Source organism: Streptomyces sp. YIM 130001, assembly GCF_003574445.1.
Classification (GTDB): domain Bacteria; phylum Actinomycetota; class Actinomycetes; order Streptomycetales; family Streptomycetaceae; genus Streptomyces.
Window position 1 is genome coordinate 282,279 of record NZ_KZ984550.1, and the last position, 20,933, is coordinate 303,211.

The 20,933-nt window shown below is 69.8% G+C and carries 18 protein-coding genes; 7 read left to right on the forward strand and 11 right to left on the reverse strand.

Annotated elements, in window-relative coordinates; all coding sequences use genetic code 11:
• Position 1: 1 nt before the first annotated feature.
• The 3 genes from DSC45_RS06830 to DSC45_RS06840 all read right to left on the reverse strand — a co-directional run bounded on the left by DSC45_RS06830 (position 2) and on the right by DSC45_RS06840 (position 3,311).
• Positions 2-1,123: a TIGR03364 family FAD-dependent oxidoreductase gene (locus tag DSC45_RS06830; RefSeq protein WP_119288092.1), complete on the reverse strand. Its 1,122-nt coding sequence runs from the start codon at positions 1,121-1,123 to the stop codon at positions 2-4.
• Positions 1,124-1,359: 236 nt separating this feature from the next.
• Positions 1,360-2,115: a GntR family transcriptional regulator gene (locus DSC45_RS06835; RefSeq protein WP_119288094.1), complete on the reverse strand. Its 756-nt coding sequence runs from the start codon at positions 2,113-2,115 to the stop codon at positions 1,360-1,362.
• Between the two features lie 80 nt (positions 2,116-2,195).
• Positions 2,196-3,311 carry a hypothetical protein gene (locus tag DSC45_RS06840; protein ID WP_119288096.1) on the reverse strand — a complete coding sequence of 372 codons (1,116 nt, stop codon included), beginning with the start codon at positions 3,309-3,311 and terminating at the stop codon, positions 2,196-2,198.
• Between the two features lie 315 nt (positions 3,312-3,626).
• Between DSC45_RS06840 and DSC45_RS06845 the strand changes: the two genes are divergently transcribed.
• A complete protein-coding gene (locus DSC45_RS06845) occupies positions 3,627-4,709 on the forward strand; it encodes a Gfo/Idh/MocA family protein (protein WP_119288097.1) in 1,083 nt (360 codons plus the stop codon).
• Between the two features lie 25 nt (positions 4,710-4,734).
• On the opposite strand, the gene DSC45_RS06850 is transcribed toward DSC45_RS06845, so the two are convergent.
• From DSC45_RS06850 to DSC45_RS06880, 7 genes are all read right to left on the reverse strand, one after another.
• Complete coding sequence (locus tag DSC45_RS06850) at positions 4,735-5,499, reverse strand: DUF2470 domain-containing protein (RefSeq protein ID WP_119288099.1); 765 nt, start codon at positions 5,497-5,499, stop codon at positions 4,735-4,737.
• A 224-nt stretch (positions 5,500-5,723) separates the two neighbouring features.
• Entirely contained in the window at positions 5,724-6,581 is an 858-nt protein-coding gene (locus DSC45_RS06855) for a fumarylacetoacetate hydrolase family protein (RefSeq protein ID WP_119288101.1), read from the reverse strand.
• A gap of 129 nt (positions 6,582-6,710) precedes the next feature.
• A complete protein-coding gene (locus DSC45_RS06860; protein ID WP_119288103.1) occupies positions 6,711-7,523 on the reverse strand; it encodes a YidC/Oxa1 family membrane protein insertase in 813 nt (270 codons plus the stop codon).
• Positions 7,524-7,750: 227 nt separating this feature from the next.
• Positions 7,751-8,074, reverse strand: coding sequence for a DUF6412 domain-containing protein (locus tag DSC45_RS06865; RefSeq protein ID WP_119288105.1), 324 nt, complete (start codon positions 8,072-8,074; stop codon positions 7,751-7,753).
• A gap of 188 nt (positions 8,075-8,262) precedes the next feature.
• On the reverse strand, positions 8,263-9,771 hold the full coding sequence (locus DSC45_RS06870) for a sodium:solute symporter family protein (RefSeq protein WP_119288107.1): 1,509 nt from the start codon (positions 9,769-9,771) through the stop codon (positions 8,263-8,265).
• The gene (locus tag DSC45_RS06875; protein ID WP_119288108.1) at positions 9,768-10,010 is read right to left on the reverse strand and encodes a DUF3311 domain-containing protein; all 243 of its coding nucleotides are present in this window, start codon (positions 10,008-10,010) and stop codon (positions 9,768-9,770) included. The genes DSC45_RS06870 and DSC45_RS06875 overlap by 4 nt, the downstream gene beginning before the upstream one ends.
• Before the next feature lie 95 nt (positions 10,011-10,105).
• Entirely contained in the window at positions 10,106-10,846 is a 741-nt protein-coding gene (locus tag DSC45_RS06880; protein WP_240434524.1) for a class E sortase, read from the reverse strand.
• A 1,114-nt stretch (positions 10,847-11,960) separates the two neighbouring features.
• Here DSC45_RS06880 and DSC45_RS06885 point away from each other — a divergent pair.
• From DSC45_RS06885 to DSC45_RS06910, 6 genes are all read left to right on the forward strand, one after another.
• Complete coding sequence (locus tag DSC45_RS06885; protein ID WP_240434499.1) at positions 11,961-13,118, forward strand: SEC-C metal-binding domain-containing protein; 1,158 nt, start codon at positions 11,961-11,963, stop codon at positions 13,116-13,118.
• A gap of 94 nt (positions 13,119-13,212) precedes the next feature.
• Complete coding sequence (locus DSC45_RS06890; protein WP_119288110.1) at positions 13,213-13,605, forward strand: very short patch repair endonuclease; 393 nt, start codon at positions 13,213-13,215, stop codon at positions 13,603-13,605.
• A gap of 95 nt (positions 13,606-13,700) precedes the next feature.
• Positions 13,701-15,233, forward strand: a complete 1,533-nt coding sequence (locus tag DSC45_RS06895) for an ATP-binding protein (protein ID WP_119288112.1) — start codon at positions 13,701-13,703, stop codon at positions 15,231-15,233.
• The gene (locus DSC45_RS06900) at positions 15,226-16,197 is read left to right on the forward strand and encodes a PD-(D/E)XK motif protein (protein WP_240434500.1); all 972 of its coding nucleotides are present in this window, start codon (positions 15,226-15,228) and stop codon (positions 16,195-16,197) included. The genes DSC45_RS06895 and DSC45_RS06900 overlap by 8 nt, the downstream gene beginning before the upstream one ends.
• A 19-nt stretch (positions 16,198-16,216) precedes the next feature.
• Positions 16,217-19,177 carry a Z1 domain-containing protein gene (locus tag DSC45_RS06905; protein WP_205571263.1) on the forward strand — a complete coding sequence of 987 codons (2,961 nt, stop codon included), beginning with the start codon at positions 16,217-16,219 and terminating at the stop codon, positions 19,175-19,177.
• Positions 19,178-19,180: 3 nt separating this feature from the next.
• On the forward strand, positions 19,181-19,642 hold the full coding sequence (locus DSC45_RS06910) for a very short patch repair endonuclease (RefSeq protein ID WP_119288114.1): 462 nt from the start codon (positions 19,181-19,183) through the stop codon (positions 19,640-19,642).
• On the opposite strand, the gene DSC45_RS06915 is transcribed toward DSC45_RS06910, so the two are convergent.
• Positions 19,577-20,914, reverse strand: a complete 1,338-nt coding sequence (locus tag DSC45_RS06915) for a DNA cytosine methyltransferase (protein ID WP_119288116.1) — start codon at positions 20,912-20,914, stop codon at positions 19,577-19,579. The genes DSC45_RS06910 and DSC45_RS06915 overlap by 66 nt on opposite strands.
• Positions 20,915-20,933 lie beyond the last annotated feature (19 nt).

The following is a 20,933-nucleotide window of genomic DNA, read 5'->3' on the forward strand; positions in this document are numbered from 1 at the left end:
CTCACCAGTTCAGCTCGTCGGCGGTGGTTTCGGCTATCGCGGGCGAGCAGGTCATACCGCGCCCGCCGGGCCCGGTGACCAGCCACACGCCGTCGCGCACCTGCTCTCGGTGCACCACGCGGCTGGTGTCGGTGCACTGTGCGTACACCCCGGCCCAGCGGCGCCTGATCTTCGGCAGCGGCCGGCCGAGGAACGACTCGACGACGGCGGCCAGATGCTCGTAGGGGTCCTCCAACACGTCGAAGGAGAAGGGGTGTTCGTACTCATGGGTGTCGCCGATGGTCAGGCCGCCGTCCTTGCGCTGCACCATGAGCAGTTGCATGCGGTGGGCGGCGGCGGTCGGCGCCTGCGCCTGTCCGGCGTTGAGCTCGTCGAGCGCGACCGAGCGGTACGCCGGGTAGTAGCGGAAGCTGTCGGCGTCCGCGACGGAGGTGGGGAGCGGCTCGCCGAGCGGATCGGTCTGCATCATCTGGAGCCGCACCCGGCGAACCGGCAGGTCGGGGGACAGTTCGCGGACGAGCCCGCCGAGTGCGGCGCCGGTGCAGAGCACCACGGCGTCGCCGGAGTGCACCTCGCCGCGATCGTCCCGTACGGCCTGCTCGCCGACGACGTCACGGACTTCGCGGTCCGACAGGAAGGTGTACCGGCCGCTGGCCAACAGGGCTCGGCGCAATGCCAGTTGGGCGGTACGAGGCTCCACCGCCGCATCACGCTCGCAGTGCAGAGCGGCCTCGAAGTCGCCGCGCAGCGCCGGGTTGACCGCGCGCGCCTCCTGCGGGGTGAGCAGCTTGTAGCCGCGGTCCGGTGCGTCGTCGAGGGCCGACGCCGCTTCTGCCACTGCCAGTTCACGCTGGGTGCGGACCGGGGTCAGGGATCCGTTCGGCCGGAATCCGAGCTCCGGCACCCGGCCGCCGAGGCCCTCCCACAGTTCCCGGGCACGCAGTGCCGTGCCGAGCTCCTCGCCGGCCGCCCGGCCACTGACCCAGATCTGACCGAAGTTGCGCAGGGATGCGCCTCTGGCCTCGCTCTCCCGCTCGATGTGTACGACCTCGTGGCCGCGTTCCACTGCATGCCAGGCGTGCATGGTTCCCACCACGCCGGCTCCTACGACGATGACTCTCACGTCGGCAACGCTCCTGGCGGGCGGTGTCCTGATCCCGTCCGGACGGTGACCGGGCGGTGAACGACCACCCAAGCTTGGCCTAGACCCGTTATGTTTCCGTGATACTGGAGTGGACGTCCGGGCACTGGCGTACTCAACGCACCTCACCGGCACGCGAGTTGGGCACCCCGGCACCGGGGGCGGCCCACGCGAACCTCCCCTACGGCCCCGCGGATGAACGGCGTACGGTCCGACCGCTACCCGAGATGGGTCGTGAAACTGAACCGGTCCCCGCGGAACAGCGTCCGCACCCGCTCCAGCCGCCGCCCGTCGGCATCTCTGGACAACCGGTGCAACAAGATCATCGGCAGGGCCGGCGGCGTGCCGATCAAGAGCGCCTCGCGCGGGGTGGCGAGCACCGTCTCGATCCGCTCGTCGGCTGCGCCGAAGACGATGCCGAGCCGCTCGCGCAGATAGCCGTAGAAGGACGAGTCGGGATCGAAGTCGCGGTCCAGGTGCGGGACTCGGGCGACCGGGACGTACGTACTCTCCAGGCCCATACGCTCGTCGTCCGCGAGCAGGACCCGCTCCAGGTGCCAGACCGGCTCACCTGCTTCGACGCCGACCTCGCCGGCGAGCGGGGCCGGGCAGGGGAAGCGGTCGAGGGTGATCAGACTGCGGCCCGGGCGCAGCCCCTGCCGCCGTACGCCCTCGGTGTAGCTCGCCAGGGCCAGGGGCTGTTCCAGTTTGGGACCGGCGACCACGGTGCCGCGGCCGAGCCTGCGCAGCCGGCCCTCCAGGAGGAGTTCACGCAGCGCCTGTCGGATCGTCTCGCGGGCGACCTCGTAGCGCTCGGCGAGATCCCGCTCGGTCGGCAGCAGACCACCTTCGCCCAACTCGTCGAGCAGGGCGGCTATATGGGTCTTGACCGCGTAGTACTTGGGGATGCGGCCGTGCTCGGGGACACCGGCCCGTACCGGTGCGCCGGGATGCTGGTCGTTCGGGTAGTCCACCGGAGGAACTCTAAGCGGGGTCGGTGTCGGGGGTGGGCCGAGGCCGGGCGCCGGGCTCGCGGCGGTGCTTCAGGCCGCGCTCAGGGTGCGCGGCGGCCCCGGAAACCGAGCCCGGCACAGGAGCGGCCGAAGCTGCGTCGGGTGGCGGTGACCATCCCGGCACCGAGGAAGGTGAGGACGGCTGATACGGCGGCGAGGCGGGCGAGGGCGTCGTGTCGGCGGTCGCCGGTCTCGGCCAGTCGGGGTGGCGGGCCGCCGTGTTCGCCGCGGGGGGTCTCGTCGTGGCGGGGTGTGCCGGTGGACGGGCCGGTGTCAGGTGAGGGGTCCCGTCGGGGTGCGGATCCCGGGTCCGTTCCCGGGGTGTGCGGGGCCGGGTCCGTTCCGGGGGTGTGCGGGGCCGGGTCCGTTCCGGGCTGTCGGCCAGGGGCGTCGCCGCTCGCCTCGGGCTCGGCGGGGCCCGTGGGGCTGGACTTGGACTCCGGGTCGCGCCCGGGCTGCGAGTCCTCGGGGCGTACGGAAGGGTCGAGGGCGAACTCGTACGCGTCGGACTCGCCGACCCACTCCCCGTCGCCGCCCCGGCGCTGGACCAGCGCAACCGTGGCCTCCACCGCGTCCGCTCGCGGGTCGGGCCGGGTGTCGGCCGCGAAGGCGAGCCGCACGTCGACCGACAGTTTCGCGCCCGGGGAGAGCACGAAGCCGTGGAAGCCCTCGCCGGTCGCAGGCCCGTCCGCCAGGATCCCGACGTTCTCGTCCCGGTCCGTGTGCTCGACCTCCGCGGGACGCCACTTGCCCTCGGGGTCGCGGAACTCGAGTCGTACCTGGTCGGCGGTCAGGGTCCGCGCCCGGTCCACGAGAACGACGATCGGGTGGATGCGCGCGCAGGGCTGAGCCGTGGTGTTGGTCAGCTCGATCCGCCAGTTCGCCGGTGCTCCGCCGGGGCGGTAGCCACTCGACCCGTCCGCGATCTCGGCGCGCACCGGGAAGGGATCGGCGTCGGGGGCCTCGCCCGTGGCGCAGGTCGGCGGCCGCACGGCCCCCAGCGGGGCGACGGGAACGGCCCACGCCGGTACGGAGGCAGCCGGAGCCGCGGCCCCCGGAACGACGGACGCCTGAGCGGTGACCGTGGTGGAGGCCCCGCCGCAGGCCAGAGCGACGAGGACGGTGGCGGCGAGAACCGGGGCACATCGCGGTCGCATGGGGCCAGCCTTCACGGGTCGCGTACGGGAACGGGCACGGGCAGGGGCGCAGGTGCGAGCACTCGCGGCTCAGGAAAAGAAGCTTCTGCGGGACACCGGGGGCGCGGGACGGGCCGCAGGGGACCGCCGACGTGCCGCGACCCTGCCACGCGGCTCCCGCGATCCCCCGTACCGCACAGGTCAGTTGAGCGGACAAGACGCCGAATTCGTCCGATCGGCGCACGTCGTCCCGCCCGTACGGGCGACCTGCGCCGGCCGCCCGGGGGCCGCCGGCGTGCTTTGCACTCCGGGCGGGCGATTGCTTAGGTTCGGCGCATGACCACCTCGCGCACCGCCCCGCTCCGCGTGGCCCTCGTCGGCTACGGCCTCGCCGGCTCCGTCTTCCACGCACCCCTGGTGACAGCCACCGCAGGGCTCACGCTCGACACGGTCGTCACGTCGAACCCCGAGCGTCAGGCGCAGGCCCGCGGGGAGTTCGGTGACACCCTCCGTTTCGCCGACTCGCCGGACGCGCTGTGGGAGCGCGCCGGCGAACTCGACCTGGTCGTGATCGCCTCACCGAACAAGACCCACGTACCGCTCACGACGGCCGCGCTGGAGGCCGGTCTGCCGGTCGTCGTGGACAAGCCGATCGCCGGCACCGCGGCGGAGGCCAGGGCACTGGCCGCATTGGCCGAGCAGCAGGGACTGCTGCTCTCGGTCTTCCAGAACCGGCGCTGGGACAACGACTTCCGCACCCTCAAGTCTTTGATCGACGCCGGCGAGCTCGGCGAGGTGCAGCGCTTCGAGTCACGCTTCGAGCGGTGGCGGCCGGCCCTCAAGGGCGGCTGGCGCGAGTCGGGAGCACCCGAGGAGATCGGCGGTCTGCTCTACGACCTGGGCAGCCACGTCGTCGACCAGGCGCTCGCCCTCTTCGGCCCCGCCGCAACCGTCTACGCCGAGACCGACGTACGGCGCCCGGGCGCGGAGGCCGACGACGACACGTTCATCGCCGTCAGCCACCGCAGCGGCGTGCGGTCGCATCTGCACGTCTCCGCGACCACCGCTCAACTCGGCCCGCGCTTCCGCGTGTTGGGCTCGTCGGCCGGCTACGTCAAGTACGGTCTCGACCCGCAGGAGGCGGCGCTGCGCGAGGGCCTGCGCCCCGGCGCGTCGGCGTGGGGCGAGGAGCCCGAGGCGCTGTGGGGCCGGCTCGGCGCCGGCGAGTCCCCGCTGACCGGCGGCGGCACTCCCGTACGAACGCTGCCGGGCGACTATCCGGCGTACTACGCGGCGATCGCCGCGGCCCTGCTAGAGGGCACGGCGAACCCGGTCCCGGCACTCGAGGCCGCCGCCACTCTCGACGTACTCGAAGCGGCCCGCCGCTCGGCGACCGAGGGAGTACTGGTCACGCTCTGACGCGTGCCACCGCGGCGCCCCGCACTCAGGGCCGTGCCGACGACTGGCGCCGATGCGGGCAGATCGGTACGGCCAGCAGACGTCGGACCTGTTCGCCCGCCTCGACCGCGTCCCGGGCGGTGTCCGGGAACGGCAGGCGCAGGTCGCAGTGACCCTCGCGGTATTCACAGCGCAGGGTGATGCCGTACCGGTCCAGTGCGAGCGGCAGCGTGCGCAGCACTCCGTGCGGCAGGCGGGATCCACCGAGGGAGACGAGGCCCGAGACCATGTCCTCGTGCGCCTCGGCGAGATGCGTCAGCATCGCCGCTTCCTCGACCGCGAGCGGGTCTGGAGCGGCGCGGACGAAGGCGTCGAGGTCGACCCCCTGGACGCCCTCGGCGGTGGTCAGCGTCACGAGGTCCGCCTCGAACTTCAGCCCGTCGCCCGGCAGTTCGTCGTCGGACGGGCCGCTGTCCGCGGCACCCGCGACGGCTCCCCGTTCGGCGACGAGAAGCCGCCCGACGAGCGTGACCCTGGCTCGCACCCGGTCGCGCAGCGCCGTCGCCGAGATGTCGGTGAACTCGAGTACGGCGCCGAGTCCGCCTCGCGGTCCGGCCGCGACCTGGAGGGCGAGCGGAGTGTCCGGCTTGGGATAGAGGGTGATCTGCCCGTCGGGCCCGACGGAGTGCATACCGATGAGGTCGTAGTCCTGGCTGTCGGTGCCGAGCGACAGGGAGACCGCCTGGACGAGTACGGACCGGACGCGTTCCGGCGCGGTCAGTTCGGGCGGGGAGAGGGTGGCGGCACTCAAGTTGACTCCTCGCGGGACGGAGGGGATGGGAGTGAGGGTGGGCCGGGACATGCCAAGCAAGCCACCCCGTAAGCAAGGTAAGGCTAACCTAACTTAGCCCTGCCCGTACCGCCGCGCACCCAACCTTCACAGGCCCACACATCGAGGGCCGGGCCGCTCCACGCGACCCGGCCCTCGACGGTTTCCGTCCACACACCGGACGCGCTGCGCGCCCGGTCACAGTCCTATGCGTCCTTCAGCTCCTGCCGCTGCCGCCCGAGTCCCTCGATCTCCAGCTCGACCACATCGCCGGAGCGCAGATACGGCTTGGGCTCCGCGTGCCCCATCGCGACACCGGCAGGAGTGCCCGTGTTGATCACGTCACCCGGGTACAGCGTCATGAACTGGCTGACGTAGCGCACCACTTCGCCCACCGGGAAGATCTGGTCGGCGGTGCTGCCGTCCTGCTTGAGCTCGCCGTTGACCCAGAGCTTCAGGGCCAGGTTCTGCGGGTCGCCGGCCTCGTCGGCGGTGACCAGCCAGGGTCCGAGCGGGTTGAACGTCTCGCAGTTCTTGCCCTTGTCCCAGGTCCCGCCGCGCTCTATCTGGAACTCGCGCTCCGACACGTCGTTGGCGACCGCGTATCCGGCGACGTGGCCGAGTGCCTCCTCGGCCGAGTCGAGGTAGCGGGCCGTACGTCCGATGACGACGGCCAGCTCCACCTCCCAGTCCGTCTTCTGCGACTTGCGCGGCACGAGCACCGTGTCGTCGGGGCCGACCACCGTGTCCGACGCCTTGAAGAAGACGATCGGCTCGGCCGGGATCTCGGCTCCGGTCTCGCGCGCGTGGTCGTGATAGTTCAGACCGATGCACACCACCTTGCCGATCCGGCCGAGCGGCGGGCCCGTGCGCAGACCGTCGGCGTCGATCTCCGGAAGGGTGCCGGCGGCCGCCGCCTCCCGGATCCGGTCGAGTGCGGCAGGGTCGGCAAGCAGGGATCCGTCGATGTCGGAGACGAGTTCCGACAGGTCACGGAGGGTTCCCTCGGCATCGAGCAGCGCCGGGCGCTCGGCCCCCGCGGTTCCGACTCGCAACAGCTTCATCAGTCATCTCCCCAGGTCAACCACTGAACGGGCCGATGGGTGACGGCCATCGGAGGATTGGCCGATCCTCCAAGGTCGTCATCCAGTCCGCAAGACCCCGTTCACATGACGGACCGCACACCGTCCGGCTCAGGCAGCGGCCGCGGTGACCGCCGCCGCCGGCATGTCCCGGTACAGAAGCGCCCGCTCGACCGAACTCCACACCGTGCTGGTGACGATGTAGAGCGCGGCGGCGAGCGGCACGACCGCCACCGACACCAGGGTCATGAACGAGAACAGCGGCAGCACCTTGGCCATCGCCCCCATGCCCGGCATCTCGGATGCACCGGTCTCGAGACCGGCCGTCTGACGCTTGGCCCGCCGGTAGTTGACGGTCGCCACGACGGCGACGAGCGCGAAGAGCGCCAGGTAGACGAGCCCCGCACCGCCGAACACTCCCCCGTCCGCGAGGGCGTCGTGCCAGCGCCCGCCGAGCGGTGCCGCGACGAGGGTGTGGTCGAGCAGGGCGTTGGATCCTCCGCCCAGTTCGGAGCTGGAGAAGACGTGGTACATCAGGAAGAACGCGGGCAATTGGAACAAGCTAGGCAGGCAGCCGGAGAGCGGCGACACCTTCTCCTTGGTGTGCAGCTCGAGGACCGCCTTCTGCAGACGCTCCGGGTTCTTCGCGTGCTTCTTGCGCAGTTCGGCCAGTTGCGGGCCGAGCCTGGCGCGCTCCTTCTGGCCGCGGGCCGCGGCCCGCGACAGCGGGTGTACGGCCAACCGCACCGCCATGGTGAACAGCACGATCGCGGCGGCGGTGGCCGAACCGTGGAATACGGGCTCGAGTCCGTCCGCCAGGCGCGCGACCAGATCGGCGAAGCCGCCGAAGAAGTCCGCGACGGGCGAGGCGAGCGTGGTGGTGGCGGATGTGGCGGAAACGTGGGCCGTGATGGCAGCAGGCATGGATGCCCCTCCGAGGGGTCGTCTCGTCGTACCGGAAGTGCGCATCGGTGTGCGCTTCGGCAGGACGGCCTGCGTGCAGGAGAGGCACCGCACGAACGACCTCGCACCGCGCCGCGCGAACTCCGCGTGTCCGGACGCCGGCTGGGGCGATCGCCCGCCGGACTCCAGAAGGAGTGGCAGCTGGTACGGGTGAGCGGTGGATACGGAAGGGGTCGGTGCCCCTCCCGCTACGCGGCCGTCGGGACGGGACGGCCCGGTGCGCGTGGACGTCTGCGTCCGCGGGCGTCGGGGTCACGCTGGGGCAGGAAGGCGGTCCGCCGCTCCCTGTCACGTATGGCCGTACGCACCCGGGCAGGCCGGGCGGCAGGCATCCGGCGCGCGGCGAAGACCGCGCAGACGACGAGTGCGGCACCGGCCGATGCGGTGGTCGCGGCGGCGGTGGCGGCGAGGGCCACGACGGCGGAGAGCGCCCCGGAGTCGAGCAGCAGCACCTGCGCGAGCAGGAGGAACGCGAAGGCGGAGGTACGCAGTGTGCCGATCCGGCCGATCATCCGTCCCCTCCCGTCCTGTTGCCTGTCGCGCGTTCGAGTAGCGCCGGTCCCGGTTCCTGTAGCGCCGGCCCCGGTTCCTGCTCTTGAGCTTCCACCTGGGGTGACGTCACAGGACCCGCAGAAGTTCCCGTACCCCGAGGTGAATTCATCACACCGGCAGCGTCGCCCCTCCGCCCCCACCGTCGGCGTCACACCGCCGTGCTCGCGAGTACCTCCGCGTCGGGCCGCGCGTCGCCGGCCTTCTCCCCCGCCGCCGGAGCAGGCCGGACGTACGCCATCACCAGGGTCACCGCGAGGTTGACGACGAGGGCGAGAAGTCCGGCGTTGATCCCGTACACCGGGTCGTTCTCCGTGAAGACGAGGGCGCAGACCAGTGCCACACCGACCACCAGACCGCTCAGCGCGGCCGTCAACGACAGCCGCCGCCACAGCAGTCCGAGCAGCACCATCGGAAGCAGCTGCGCCATCCCCTCGTACGAGATGAGGGAGAGACGCACCAGGGTGTTGGGGACGGCGTAGGTCATGATCAGGGCCAGCGTGCCGGCCACCACGACCACCAGCTGCGAACCCGCCTTCTGCCTGCGGCCGGAGCTCAGCGACGGCACGAGCGAGAGCACACTGCGCCCCCACATCGTCCCGATCACCAGCATGAACACGGCCATCGGCACGATCGACGACAGCGCCGCCGCCACCCCGATCACACCCACCGCCCAGGCCGGCAGCGAATCGACGACCAGGCGGAACAGCGCCAGGTTCGAGTCCGCCCCCACCAGACCCGGCACGACGAACAGCGCGGCCATGCCGAGCAGCATCGGCACGAAGAGCAGGATGTTGTACGCGGGCAGCCAGATCGCGTTGCGGCGCAGCGCATCGGCGTTCTTCGCACCGAGGTAACCGGCCACGGTGGTCGGGAAGATGACCACGGTGAGCGCGTTGAGCACCGAGGTGGTGGCGAACCACGCGGTGCCGAGTCCGCTGCCTCCTTCGCCGTCCCCGCCGTTCCCGGGCAGCGTCAGCCAGTCGCTCTTCTCGGCGGTGAGCCGGTCGAGGAAGGGCCCGTAACCGTCGAAGTAGTGCAGTGGTACGTACACGGCGAGGAAGGCGAGCGTGGCGATGACCAATACGTCCTTGAGCACCGAGACCCAGGCGCTGCCGCGCAGACCGCTCACCACGACGAAGCCTGTGGTGACCGCGAAGGCGATGAAATAGCCCCAGTTGAGGCTGATCGCGCCATACGAGATCGTCGACACGACCACGCCCATGCCGGTGATCTGCAGCTGGATGTACGGCAGCAGGAAGACGGTGGCCAGGATCGCGACGGCGGCGCCGAGCCAGCGGCGGTCGTAGCGGTGGGCGACCATGTCGGTGATCCCGACGAGGTCGTGCTTGCGCGCGTACGCCCAGAGCATCGGCCCGACGACGTAGCCGACGGCGTAGCCGCAGGACATGTACGCGACCACGTAGAGGACCGGCGCGCCGTAGTTGTAGCCCCAGCCCGCGGCGCCCAGATAGCTGAAACTCGTGTAGCTCTCGCCTGCCATCAGGACCCAGATGAAGACCGCGCCCAGGCTGCGGCCCCCGACCGACCACTCGGTGAGCCCGCCCTGCCCGCCGCGGCCCCGCACCGCGTACAGGCCGAGGGCCACGGTGGCCACCATGAAGACGGCGAACACGGAGGTGGCGACGACGGCGTTCATCGCCCGCCCTCCTCGGGCTCGGCGTCCCGCGCGCGCTGGGCCAGGGCCGCCCGGTGGTGACGGTCGCCGTGCCAGGTCAGCCAGGCCGCGACGACGGTGAGGACGGTGGCGCCGAGCAGCCAGACGAACAGGAACGGCAGCCCGGCGATCACGGGCTCCACCCGGTTCACGAACGGCAGCGCGCCGATGTAGAGCACGAACGGCACCAGGAGCCAGAGGAGATGAGGACGAGAGAGCACGGACGGAGCGTAGACCTCCGGTTGTGGGGTGGAGGTTGGGGGTCCGGCGGGGCTCGGAGGTCGGCCGGTTCCGCCGGCGGGGTCACTCGCTGACGTCAGCGGGGCTCGACCGACTTGAGCTTGCCCCACACCACCAGGCGGTACTTGGAGGTGTACTCGGGCGTGCAGGTGGTCAGCGTGATGAAGTACCCGGGCGCGTCGTAGCCGGCGCTCGGCCGCACCGCGCTGCGCGGCACCTTCGCGATGACGCCGCCGTCTCCGGGCAGGGTCTCGGGCAGCGTCCGGTCGACGACGTAGCCGTACTCGGCGCCCTCGGTCTCCACCGTCAGGCGGTCGCCGGGGCGGAGGCGGTCGATGTGGCGGAACGGTTCGCCGTGGGTGTTGCGGTGCCCGGCGAGCGCGAAGTTGCCGGGGCGTCCGGGCTGGGCGGTCTCCGGATAGTGGCCCGCGTAGCCCTTGTTGAGGACGCCGGACTTGCTGATGCCTTCGGCCACGGGGATACGGACGCCGAGGCGCGGGATCGACAGGACCGCGTACGCCTGGTCCCAGCGCGGTGCGGGCTTCGGCTCGGCGGCGGTCGCGGGACGCTCGCCGCCGCCCTTCGCGCGGCCGGCCTTCTCGTTACTGCTGCCGCCGCCTTCCGGAGCGTCCTTCGTACCGCCGGGATCCTGCGGCCCCACGACGCGGTCGTCGCCGCGTCCCCACTCCGACTCCAGGGCGCGCACCTGTTCGTCCGCGCCGGCCTGCGCCTCCCGGTTCGTCCACCACAACTGGTGCACGACGAGCAGCAACAGCACCACCCCGCCCGTCACCGCCAGCTCCGCCCCCGTCCACAGGGCCTGCGCGGGACGCGAACGGCGAGCGGGCCGGGGGCGGGCTCCCGTCCTCGCGCCCCGACCGGCCCGTCGCTTCCCCGGTCCCGCGTACGCGGTGGTCCGGCGCCGGGATCGGACGCGGTGTCCTACGACCACGGGTACGGGCTTCTGCCTGCGGGGCGGGCGGGGGGCTCGGAGGACTCGGAGGGCTGGGAAGACTCGGGGTGGGGGTGGGGATGGGGGTGGGGGTGGCTGTTGGCCGGTGGCGCCGTTCGGGTCCGTGTCGGGCTTCGGCATCGAGTCGGGCTTCGGCACCGTGTCGGAGTGCGGGTCCCTGGGGCCCTTCGGCTCCGTGTCGGAGTGCGGGTCCCTGGCACCCTTCGGCTCCGTGGCGGAGTGCGGATCCCCGGCACCCTTCGGCACCGTGGCGGAGTGCGGATCCCCGGCACCCCTCGGCACCGAGTCGGAGTGCGGATCCCCGCCCCCCTTCAGCACCGAGTCGGAGTGCGGCTCACCGCCACCCTTCAGCACCGAGTCGGAGTGCGGCTCACCGCCACCCTTCAGCACCGAGTCGGAGTGCGGCTCACCGCCACGCTTCAGCACCGAGTCACGTTGCGGCGGACGTTCCGGCACGGGACCTCCTCGTTGCGGCGGCCGGAGGCGGGGCCGGGGGCAAGGACCGGGAGCGCTTACCGGGAGCGCTGAGCGGATGGCCGGCGGCCCCGCCCGGCCGATCAACCGGATTTCCCCTCGGCACCTCCCCGGCGCTCCCCCGGCACGCCCCGGGCACGCCCCGGGCACTCCCCGGGCACTCCCCGGGGCAGGGCCGCACGATAAGGGCACCGCCCAGAACTCACCAGACCGGCAGACGAAACGACAACCGGCGCGAGCCGGCCCCACACCCCGAACCCAACAACCGACGCACCCACCGCCCCCACCCCCGCGCCCACGAACACCACCAGCCGCCAGCCGCCAGCCGCCAGCCGCCAGCCGCCAGCCGCGACGAACGGCAGGAGCCCGACACCGGAACCACCGAGAGGGATCCGGCCTCCGTCCCGCCCCCACCCCCGACGCCGAACGTCCACCGACGGACGCTCTTCCACGCAGCCCACCCCCGAGCAGTACCGTGTCCCCCATGCGCCCCGACACGCCTGCTACGCCTGCCGACCGCACGGGCGGGACGGACCCCGCGGCCGACCAGCCCTCCGACCGCACCGCCGCGACCAGCTCGGCCGCGAACCGCGGATCGAACGCCGCACAGCCCGCAGCTGCCGACCCCGAGTCGGTCCCCGGACCGGACCCCGAGCAGACCTCCGAGCACATCGCGGAGGCCGAGCGCCTCCTGCGTACGGCCACTCAGTACCCGCAGGACGCGGAACAGCTGCACCTGCACGCCGCCGCCCACCTCGAACTCGCCGGCGAGCGCGAACGCGCCACCACCCTCTACGACAACCTGCTCGGCCAGACCCCGGCGAACTCCCTCCTGATCCGCGCCCTGAAGGCCGCGAACCTCTGGGAGTACGGACACGAGGCCGAGGCCCGCGCGATCATCGACGGCGTCCGTGGCAGCACACCCCGCGACCCCGCACCCTGGGTGATCATCGCCGAGTCCCTGGAGTCGCACGACGAGCTGGAACCGGCCCACGAGACGTTCACCGAGGCCACCACCCGCCTGATCACGCCGGGCGCCCCGGTCCCGCAGGACGCCCGCCCGCTGCTCGTCGGCCGGCACCGCGTACGCCGACTGCTCGGCCTCGACCACGACAACCAGGACACGCTGGCGGACGACCTGCACACCTCCCCGGTCACCCTGGACGAACTCCACGACCCGAACCGCACCTGGTCACTCGGCTCCGAGAACCCCGCCGAACTCCGCGCCGAAATCGCCCGCCTGCAGGCCGAGTTGGGCTCGTACCGCGCCGCCCTGTCCCGCCCGTTCCCGGTCGCGGTCCTGCACTGGCCGGCCACGGAACTCGCCGAACTCCTCGCGGCGTACCCCGACCTCGAGTCCGAGTACCCCTCCCACGAGGAGCACCTCGCGACCACAGAGTCGGCCCTCCGCGAACTCGCCGCCTCCGGCACCCCGAACCTCGGCATCGTCACCGCCACGGTCCCCTCCTACGAGGCCTTCGCCGCCTCCGAGGCCACCACCCCCTCCGACCCCTCCCTCCTCCCCCAATACACCACCACCCTCGCCTCCCGAGGCCGAGCCAACCCCTGGCCCCCGCGGAACGAGTGCTGGTGCGGGTCGGGGGCCGGGTATGGGGAGTGCCACGGCCAGCCCCAGGCCTGAGACCGGACGCGGGGGCGCCCACCACGCCCCCGCACGCCGGCACAATTCCCTTGTGTCCGAATTCGTGCCGAGCTCACCCGCCGCGTCGTCCCGCATGAGCGGACAGAGCTCGCGCGACACCGCACCGGAAATCGCCGTCCGCCGCCTCCTTCACGCGGCGGGCCTCCGCTACCGCGTCAACGTGCCGGTACCCGGCATGCCCCGCCGGACGATCGACATCGTCCTCGGCCCCGCCCGCATCGCGGTTTTCCTCGACGGATGCTTCTGGCACTGCTGTCCTGACCACACGACCCGGCCGAAGTCGAACGCCGAGTGGTGGCGAACCAAGCTCGACCAGAACACGGCCCGCGACCGCGAGACCACGCGGCACCTCGAAGCGGCCGACTGGACCGTGCTCCGCTTCTGGGAGCACGAGAGCCCCGACGAAGTGGCGGCGGCCATCGTCGAGGCCCGCGCAGTGAACATCCGGCGCCGCCGCCGGCCGTAGCCCCCTGCCCGCGTCCGCGTTCTGGTCCGGTTGTCTGCCCCTCACGCTATTGTCACCATTAATCACATCAACACATTTCGACACTGAGGCAGGGCATGACTGTCGAGTGGCATTTCGACGTTCCCACCGCAGGGAGCAGGCACCTCCCACCGGACGCGCGGTACATGGAAGCGCTCAGCAGCCAGGGGTACGGCTTCGAGGTGGCGATGGCCGATCTCGTCGACAACTCCATCGACGCCGGGGCGAAGGACGTGGTCATCCACTTCTTGCGCGACGGCGACCAGCTCGTGAGCCTGCTGGTGATCGATGACGGCAAGGGAATGAGCGACGAGGATCTCGACGTCGCCATGACCGTCGGCGGCAAGCGGGACTACGCCCCAGGCGCGCTCGGCATGTTCGGCACCGGTCTGAAGTCGGCGTCCCTCAGTCATGCCTCGGCCGTCACCGTGATCAGCACCACCAAGCGAACCCGCACCGCAGGACGACGCTGGCTGATGGAACGTGCGGTCGCTGGCTTCCAGTGCGACATCGTTGACCCCGCCTATGCCCAGGCACTTATCGACCGCTACGCCCAGCGCCCGATCATCTGGCAGGGCACGGTCGTGCGCTGGGACGGCGTGAAGGACTTCCCCAAGCACGGCGGAGGGGGCCAGACGGACCGGTATCTGCATCGGACGATCAACAAGCTGGGCCTGCACCTCGGCCTCTACTTGCACCGTTTCCTCGCCCGGGACGACTTCAACATCACCATCGCCGTGGAGGACGTCCGTACCGGCACCGAGTACATGAACTTCGGCGTCCAGCCTCTCGACCCCTTCGGCTACCCCGTGAGCGGGCACCCGGACTATCCCCGCCGGTTCACCGCCGCCGTACCGTCCATCGGTGACGTGGCACTCCACGCTCACATCTGGACGCCGAAGTCCAACCTCGACGAGTACAAGGCCGTCGGCTCGGTCGTCGACCGCCAGGGCTTCTACTTCTACCGCCACGACCGCCTCGTGCAGGCGGGCGGCTGGAACAACTTCCGCCAGCCTGAGCAGCATCTGTCTCTGGCGCGCGTGGCTGTCGATCTACCGTCGGCCCTCGGCGATGTCTTCCGGCTGACGGTGAAGAAGGCCGGCGTCGAGGCGTCTCCCGAGTTCACGGCCGCACTGGAGAAGGCCATCGACCCGGAGTCCCGCTCCTTCCTGCACTTCCTGACGGACAGCGACGGCGTGTACCGCGATGCGCGCAAACGTTCGGGTACGACCCGCAAGCCGGTGATCCCGCCAGGTAAGGGCATCGACCCCGCCGTACGCGAGACCGTCCTCGACGAGCTGCCGGCGATCCCGTACGAAGACGCCGTCTCGGTCCGCTGGCAGAAACTCGACAACGAGCTCTTCTTCGACATCGACCGAACAGAGCGCACGATCGTCCTCAATCAGCACTACCGGGCCGCCATCCTGGGCGGCCGGCGCGGTGGCCTGAACGACGCACCGCTGATCAAGTCTCTGATGTACGTCCTCCTGCACCAAGTGTTCGAAAAGGAGTACAGCGGCAGCCGCGAGAAGGACAATCTGCAGCTGTGGCAGGCGATCCTGGTCTCGGCGGCCCGCGCGGAACTGGACCGGGTGGCGGACGGTGACTGAAGGACGTGGCGTCTCCTGGACGGACGTCGAGCACTATCTGAGCAAGGGCCAGGCAACCGACTTCCCGCTGTCCGACGCCTCCGCCTCGCCGCGGGTCTCCTACGTTGTGCGACACGGCGGCAGCGACATCGCACTGCACGTCGACCTCGGGCCACGGGACCGGCTGCCGCAATCACCGTTGTCCACCGTCCGCGTCGAGCAGATCGCCGACGGCAGGCGGAGGATGGCAAGAATCTGCACCACCCGGCCCGAATTGCTCCGTGACTTCCACGACTTCGTCTCCGCGATCGCGGACCGGATCGTGGGACACGGTCGCACCCTCGACCGCGCCTTCGCCGAGACTGTTCGGGCATGGAGTGCGCTCCTTGACCGTCCGCGTGCGCTTGCTGCGGAGAAACGTATCGGCCTGCTCGGCGAGCTCACCGCGCTCAACGCACTCGCCGCCCACGACGGTTGGTACGCAGCGGTCGATTCATGGACCGGTCCGACCGGCGAGGAGCACGACTTCGGCCTTCCCGGGTTCGACCTAGAGGTGAAAACCACCGCCTCCGAGCGGCGTCGGCACAGCGTCCACGGCCTTCACCAACTGGATCCCACTCCCGGACGCCCCCTGTGGCTGGCGTCTTTGCAGCTAACCCGTGGGGGCACCGGCGGACGCACACTCGCCGAGAGCGCCCAGGCCGTTCGGACAGCGGTACGGGAGCACGCCCCGGCCGCCCTCGACCGCCTCGACCACACACTGGCCACCGCCGGCTGGTCCGAGGATCTGCCCGACGACGAGCGATGGACACTCCGCACCGCGCCGCTGCTCCTCACGTCCTCCGCCCTACCCCGCCTGAACTTCTCGGCCCTGTCCGGTGAAGCACACGAGCGCATCTCTGCCGTCCAGTACGTCATGGACCTCACCGGCATCGAGCCGTCCCCCGACTCCCCGGCCGAACCGGCCGAGTTCCGTATTCCATGAGCCCGAGGAAGAACCATCGATGACCACGAACGCGGCCACCGTCCGTCTCACGCTCCACCAGTCCGCCCTCGCCGGAATGCAGACCAGCCGTCCGAAGAACCTGCTGCGCGCCCTCGCATTCCACGCCGAGGGGGAGGGAGCGGCGGCCGAAGCCTGTGCCACCGGCGCTGACTTCCAGGACACCCTCTATCTCTCCCACTCCACCGACCAACTGGTTGAACTGTGGCGCAAGCAGCTGACCCAGTGGGACTACGCGGAAGGGCCTGCCTGGTCCTCGTCGGAGCCGCACACCGCTGACCGTCGGGCAGACGTACTCGACCTGCTCGGCCTGCCCGACGAGACTCGCAAGCTCCTCAACACTCTGATCCCGGTGGCGAAGGCTTCCGAGCCCGTCGTGATCAGCGCGCGGCACCCGAACCCGGACTGGTACACGCCCCAGTCCCTTCGGGGACGCAGCTGGTACTGGCCCGCCTACCGACGTCTGCTGTCCGAAAAGGGATGGTCCGAGACCGCTGTCGCCGGTCTGGACACGGCTTCCGACCGGGTCGTCGAACGCCTAGCGGACCCGACCTCCGCGTCCGCGTACCAGTCGAAGGGCCTCGTCGTTGGCTATGTGCAGTCCGGCAAGACCGCCAATTTCACCGGCGTGATCGCCAAGGCCGTGGACGCCGGCTATCGCCTTGTCATCGTCCTCGGCGGCACTCTCAATCTGCTGCGCGCACAGACGCAGCGCCGACTCGACATGGAGCTGGTCGGCCGCGAGAACATCCTGCGCGGCGCCGCCGAGTACGAGTCCGACTACGCCGACGACCCTGCGTGGTCCCGCGGCAAGTTCCTGTCCCACGGCGGCCAGCCCTCCGCGCTCGGCGGCTTCGACATCCACCGCATGACCACCCGGGACGACGACTACAAGAGCCTGCTGCAGGGCATCGTCGCCCTCGAGTTCGAGAAGCAGGAGCCCGCCCTCCCGCTGCACGACGCACGCAACCTCCACCGCTCGGCGGCCCGCCTGATGGTCGTGAAGAAGAACAAGAGCGTCCTTGCGAAACTGGTCAAGGACCTCAACAAGATCAAGACGGCCCTCGGCGAGATCCCTGTCTTGATCATCGACGACGAGTCCGACGAGGCCTCGGTCAACACCGCCAACCCGAACAAGCCGGACGTAGAGCGCACCGCGATCAACGACAAGATCTCGGAGCTGCTGCAGATGCTGCCGCGAGCCCAGTATGTCGGCTACACGGCGACGCCGTTCGCGAACGTCTTCGTCGACCCGAGCGACTCCGAGGACATCTTCCCGAAGGACTTCATCGTCTCGCTCCCCCGCCCGTCCGGATACATGGGCGTCCAGGACTTCCACGATCTCGACACCACGGTCGAGCCGGCGGAACGAACTGTCGCCAACTCCAACGAGAAGGCACACGTCCGCAACATCCTGCTGTCCGACCCCGTGGACGACAGCTGTCTGCAGCAGGCCATGGACATGTTCGTTCTCACTGCCGCGATGAAGCTGTACCGGGAGTCAAACGGGCTGGGCGACCGCCACTTCCAGCACCACACCATGCTGATCCATGAGTCGGTGCGCACGGCAGAGCACCGCGAACTGCTGGGCCGTGTAACGCGGTTGTGGTGGAACTCCGGCTATACCGGCGCCTCGGGCCACGCCCGGCTGCGTAGCCTCTTCGAAACCGACGTTGCCCCGGTATCCCGGGTACGTGCGGACGGACACGCGATGCCGGCGTCGTACGACGAACTGGCGCCCTACATCGGCGCAGCGGCCATTCGGATCGGCGGCGACGATCAGCCGATCATCGTCGTCAACGGCGACAAGGACATCGAGACCGGCGAGGCCGACTTCGACAAGCGTTCCATCTGGAAGATCCTCATCGGCGGCCAGAAGCTGGCGCGCGGCTTCACGATCGAGGGTCTCACTGTCACCTATTACCGTCGCCGCACCAACAACGCGTCGACTCTGATGCAGATGGGCCGATGGTTCGGCTTCCGCAACGGCTACCGCGACCTGGTGCGCCTCTACCTCGGCCGCGAGGAGACGATGGGCGCCAAGGAGATCGACCTCTACGAGGCCTTCGAGGCGATCTGCCGCGACGAGGAGACCTTCCGCGAGCAGCTCCGCCAGTACTCCGAACCCGTCGACGGCCATCCCCAGGTGACCCCGGCCCAGGTCCCGCCGCTGGTATCACAGCACCTGTCGTGGCTCAGGCCTACGAGCGCGAACAAGATGTTCAACTCCGAGCTGATTGAGATCCGTTCACCGGGCAAGCCGATCGAGCCTGCGGCCTACCCGGTCAATCCGGCCGCCATTAAACGCAACACTGAGCGGTGGCGGCCTCTCCTGGACTCCCTCTCGCCCGAACCGCGGATTTTCGCCAGCGAAGCGCCGGAAGCCGATAGTTCGAGGATCGAGGCGTTGACCGGCCTGGTGAGCCACAGCGACCTGGTCCGCGTCCTTTCGCAGCTCGAGTGGGAGCGCCCGGGCCACTTCGCGCCCCACCTCACGTATCTGTCGCAATTGGACGGCACGCTTGCCAAGGTCGACGACTGGCTGTTCGTCGCGCCACAGTTGACCTCCGGCCAGCCAGTCACGGCTACGGTGCTTGGCTCAGCCCCGCTCTCTCTGGTCCGACGTGCCCGCCAGCCTGGCAAGGTCTCCTTCGGCCGCATCGCGGGTATGGAGCACCGGAACACTGCTGAGCTGCTGGTCTCTGGCAGCGCGTCGGCTGCATCGAGGCTCGGTTCACCTCGGCGTGGCATCGCGCTCTTCTACCCGGTGGTGGAGGCGGGCGACACTGCGGCCGTCCGCGCTGCAGTCAGCAATGGCGTGGCCGATCCATCGCGAGTCATCATGGCGTTCACCCTGCTCCCGCCGGCCGCCGCCACCGGCTCATCCCGCCAGCTCGTGCGCTTCCGCACCAAGGACTCCGCCCGCCTTGACGCACCAATCGTCACCACGGATAGCCTGTGATCCGTGCCTGATGAACTCGAGCCGACGGTCCCGGAAGGATCCTGGGCATCGTCGGCTGCACGTCGCCGGAACATGCAAGCGATCCGGAGCCGCGATACTAAGCCCGAGCAGATGATCCGGCAGCTCGTGCATGCGCAGGGTTTCCGCTATCGCGTCAGCGCGAGACCACTTCCCAGCCTGCGCCGAACGGCCGATCTCGTATTTCGTCCGGCAAAGGTCGCCGTCTTCATCGATGGCTGCTACTGGCACGGGTGTCCGGACCATTACGTTCCACCAAAAACCAACCCTGGCTACTGGTCCGACAAGGTACTTCGCAACATGACACGCGACACCGACACCAACACACAGCTCAGTAAGGCTGGTTGGCTGGTACTACGGTTCTGGGAACACGAAGAGGCTTCACTGTGCGCCGACAAGATCGCTGCTGTTGTCGTCGCTCGACGTCGGGAGACCGGAAAGCGCTGAGCCGCCGATCGACAGCTGCCCGGACTCGCCTTCAGGCTCCCCGCCGTCCATGACGTAACCCGCCAGCAGCGCGTCCCGCAATTCCGGGCGCAGGACCGCGGCGATAGCTCTTCCTACGGCCTCGGCGACCGGCGGGGGGAAGGCATTTCCCACCTGCCGGTACCGGGCAGTCTTCTTGCCCTGAAATTCCCATCCCCGCGGAAATCCCTGGATGAGGGCCGCTTGTTCAACCGTCAGCATGGGGCCCGCCTTGCGGAACAGATCCCGGTCAGGAACCGTGCCGGGACCAGAGTCGTTGGCCACACCCGTCGCGTCGACTCCCATAGCCTCCCATGCGCGCTTTGCCCTGGTAGGACCCAGGTCAGCACCACCGTGCTTCCGGGACCCTCCGACCAAGGTGGGCCCCACTCCGCCCGTAGCGTTCTGCTCCGCTTCAGTTGCCTGGCGATGCCAGTCGCGAAAGACATCATTGCCCGTACGATCACCGGGCCTTGCGTCGCGGCCATCCTCATTCCGGTCCCAGAATTGGTGGCACCGCTCCCGCATCGTCTCTTCCAGGGTGGCGGCAACAGAAACCGGGCCGCCTGCCACGCCCTTGGGCCAGACGAACTCCTGACCCTTCAAAGCGTCCCGATGAATCGCCACCAGAATCGCTCTCGGCCGCAACTGCGGGACGGCGAAATTGCTGGCATCGAGACGGCGCCAGACGCTCCTCATAACCTGGTCCTGGACCTCAATTGGCCATGTTTTATCGACTTTTGGGACCACATACCCCAAGCGGCGGAGCTCACTGACCACTGATCTACGATACTCAATGAAGACGTGTGGCGGCTCCAGAATGCCGCGCACATTTTCGATCATTACCGCTTTCGGCAGCAGGGCCTCGATAATCTTGAGGGCTTCTGGGAACAAGTCGCGTTCGTCGTCCGGGCCTAGCTGCTTTCCTGCCAATGAGAAGGGCGGGCAGGGAACGCCGCCGGCAAACAAATCCAGCTCGCCCTTACCGACTCCCAAGCCACGCCGAATTTTCGAATCGAGGAAATCCTTCACATCCAGCGGCTCGAGCGCTGCAGCCCGCTTCTTCCCCCATCCCGGCCAGGTGCCGACATTCGCCCGTAGCGTACTTACAGCGTGTGTGTCATATTCGACCAGCGCGAGGTGCTTGAAGCCTGCGTTGTGCAGACCAACGGCCTGGCCTCCCGCACCCGCGCAGATCTCGATCGAGGTCAACGGCGGGGTTGTCTGCGGAACCTCGCGGCCGCTGGCGCTCATGGACTCGCTCCTCCTGATG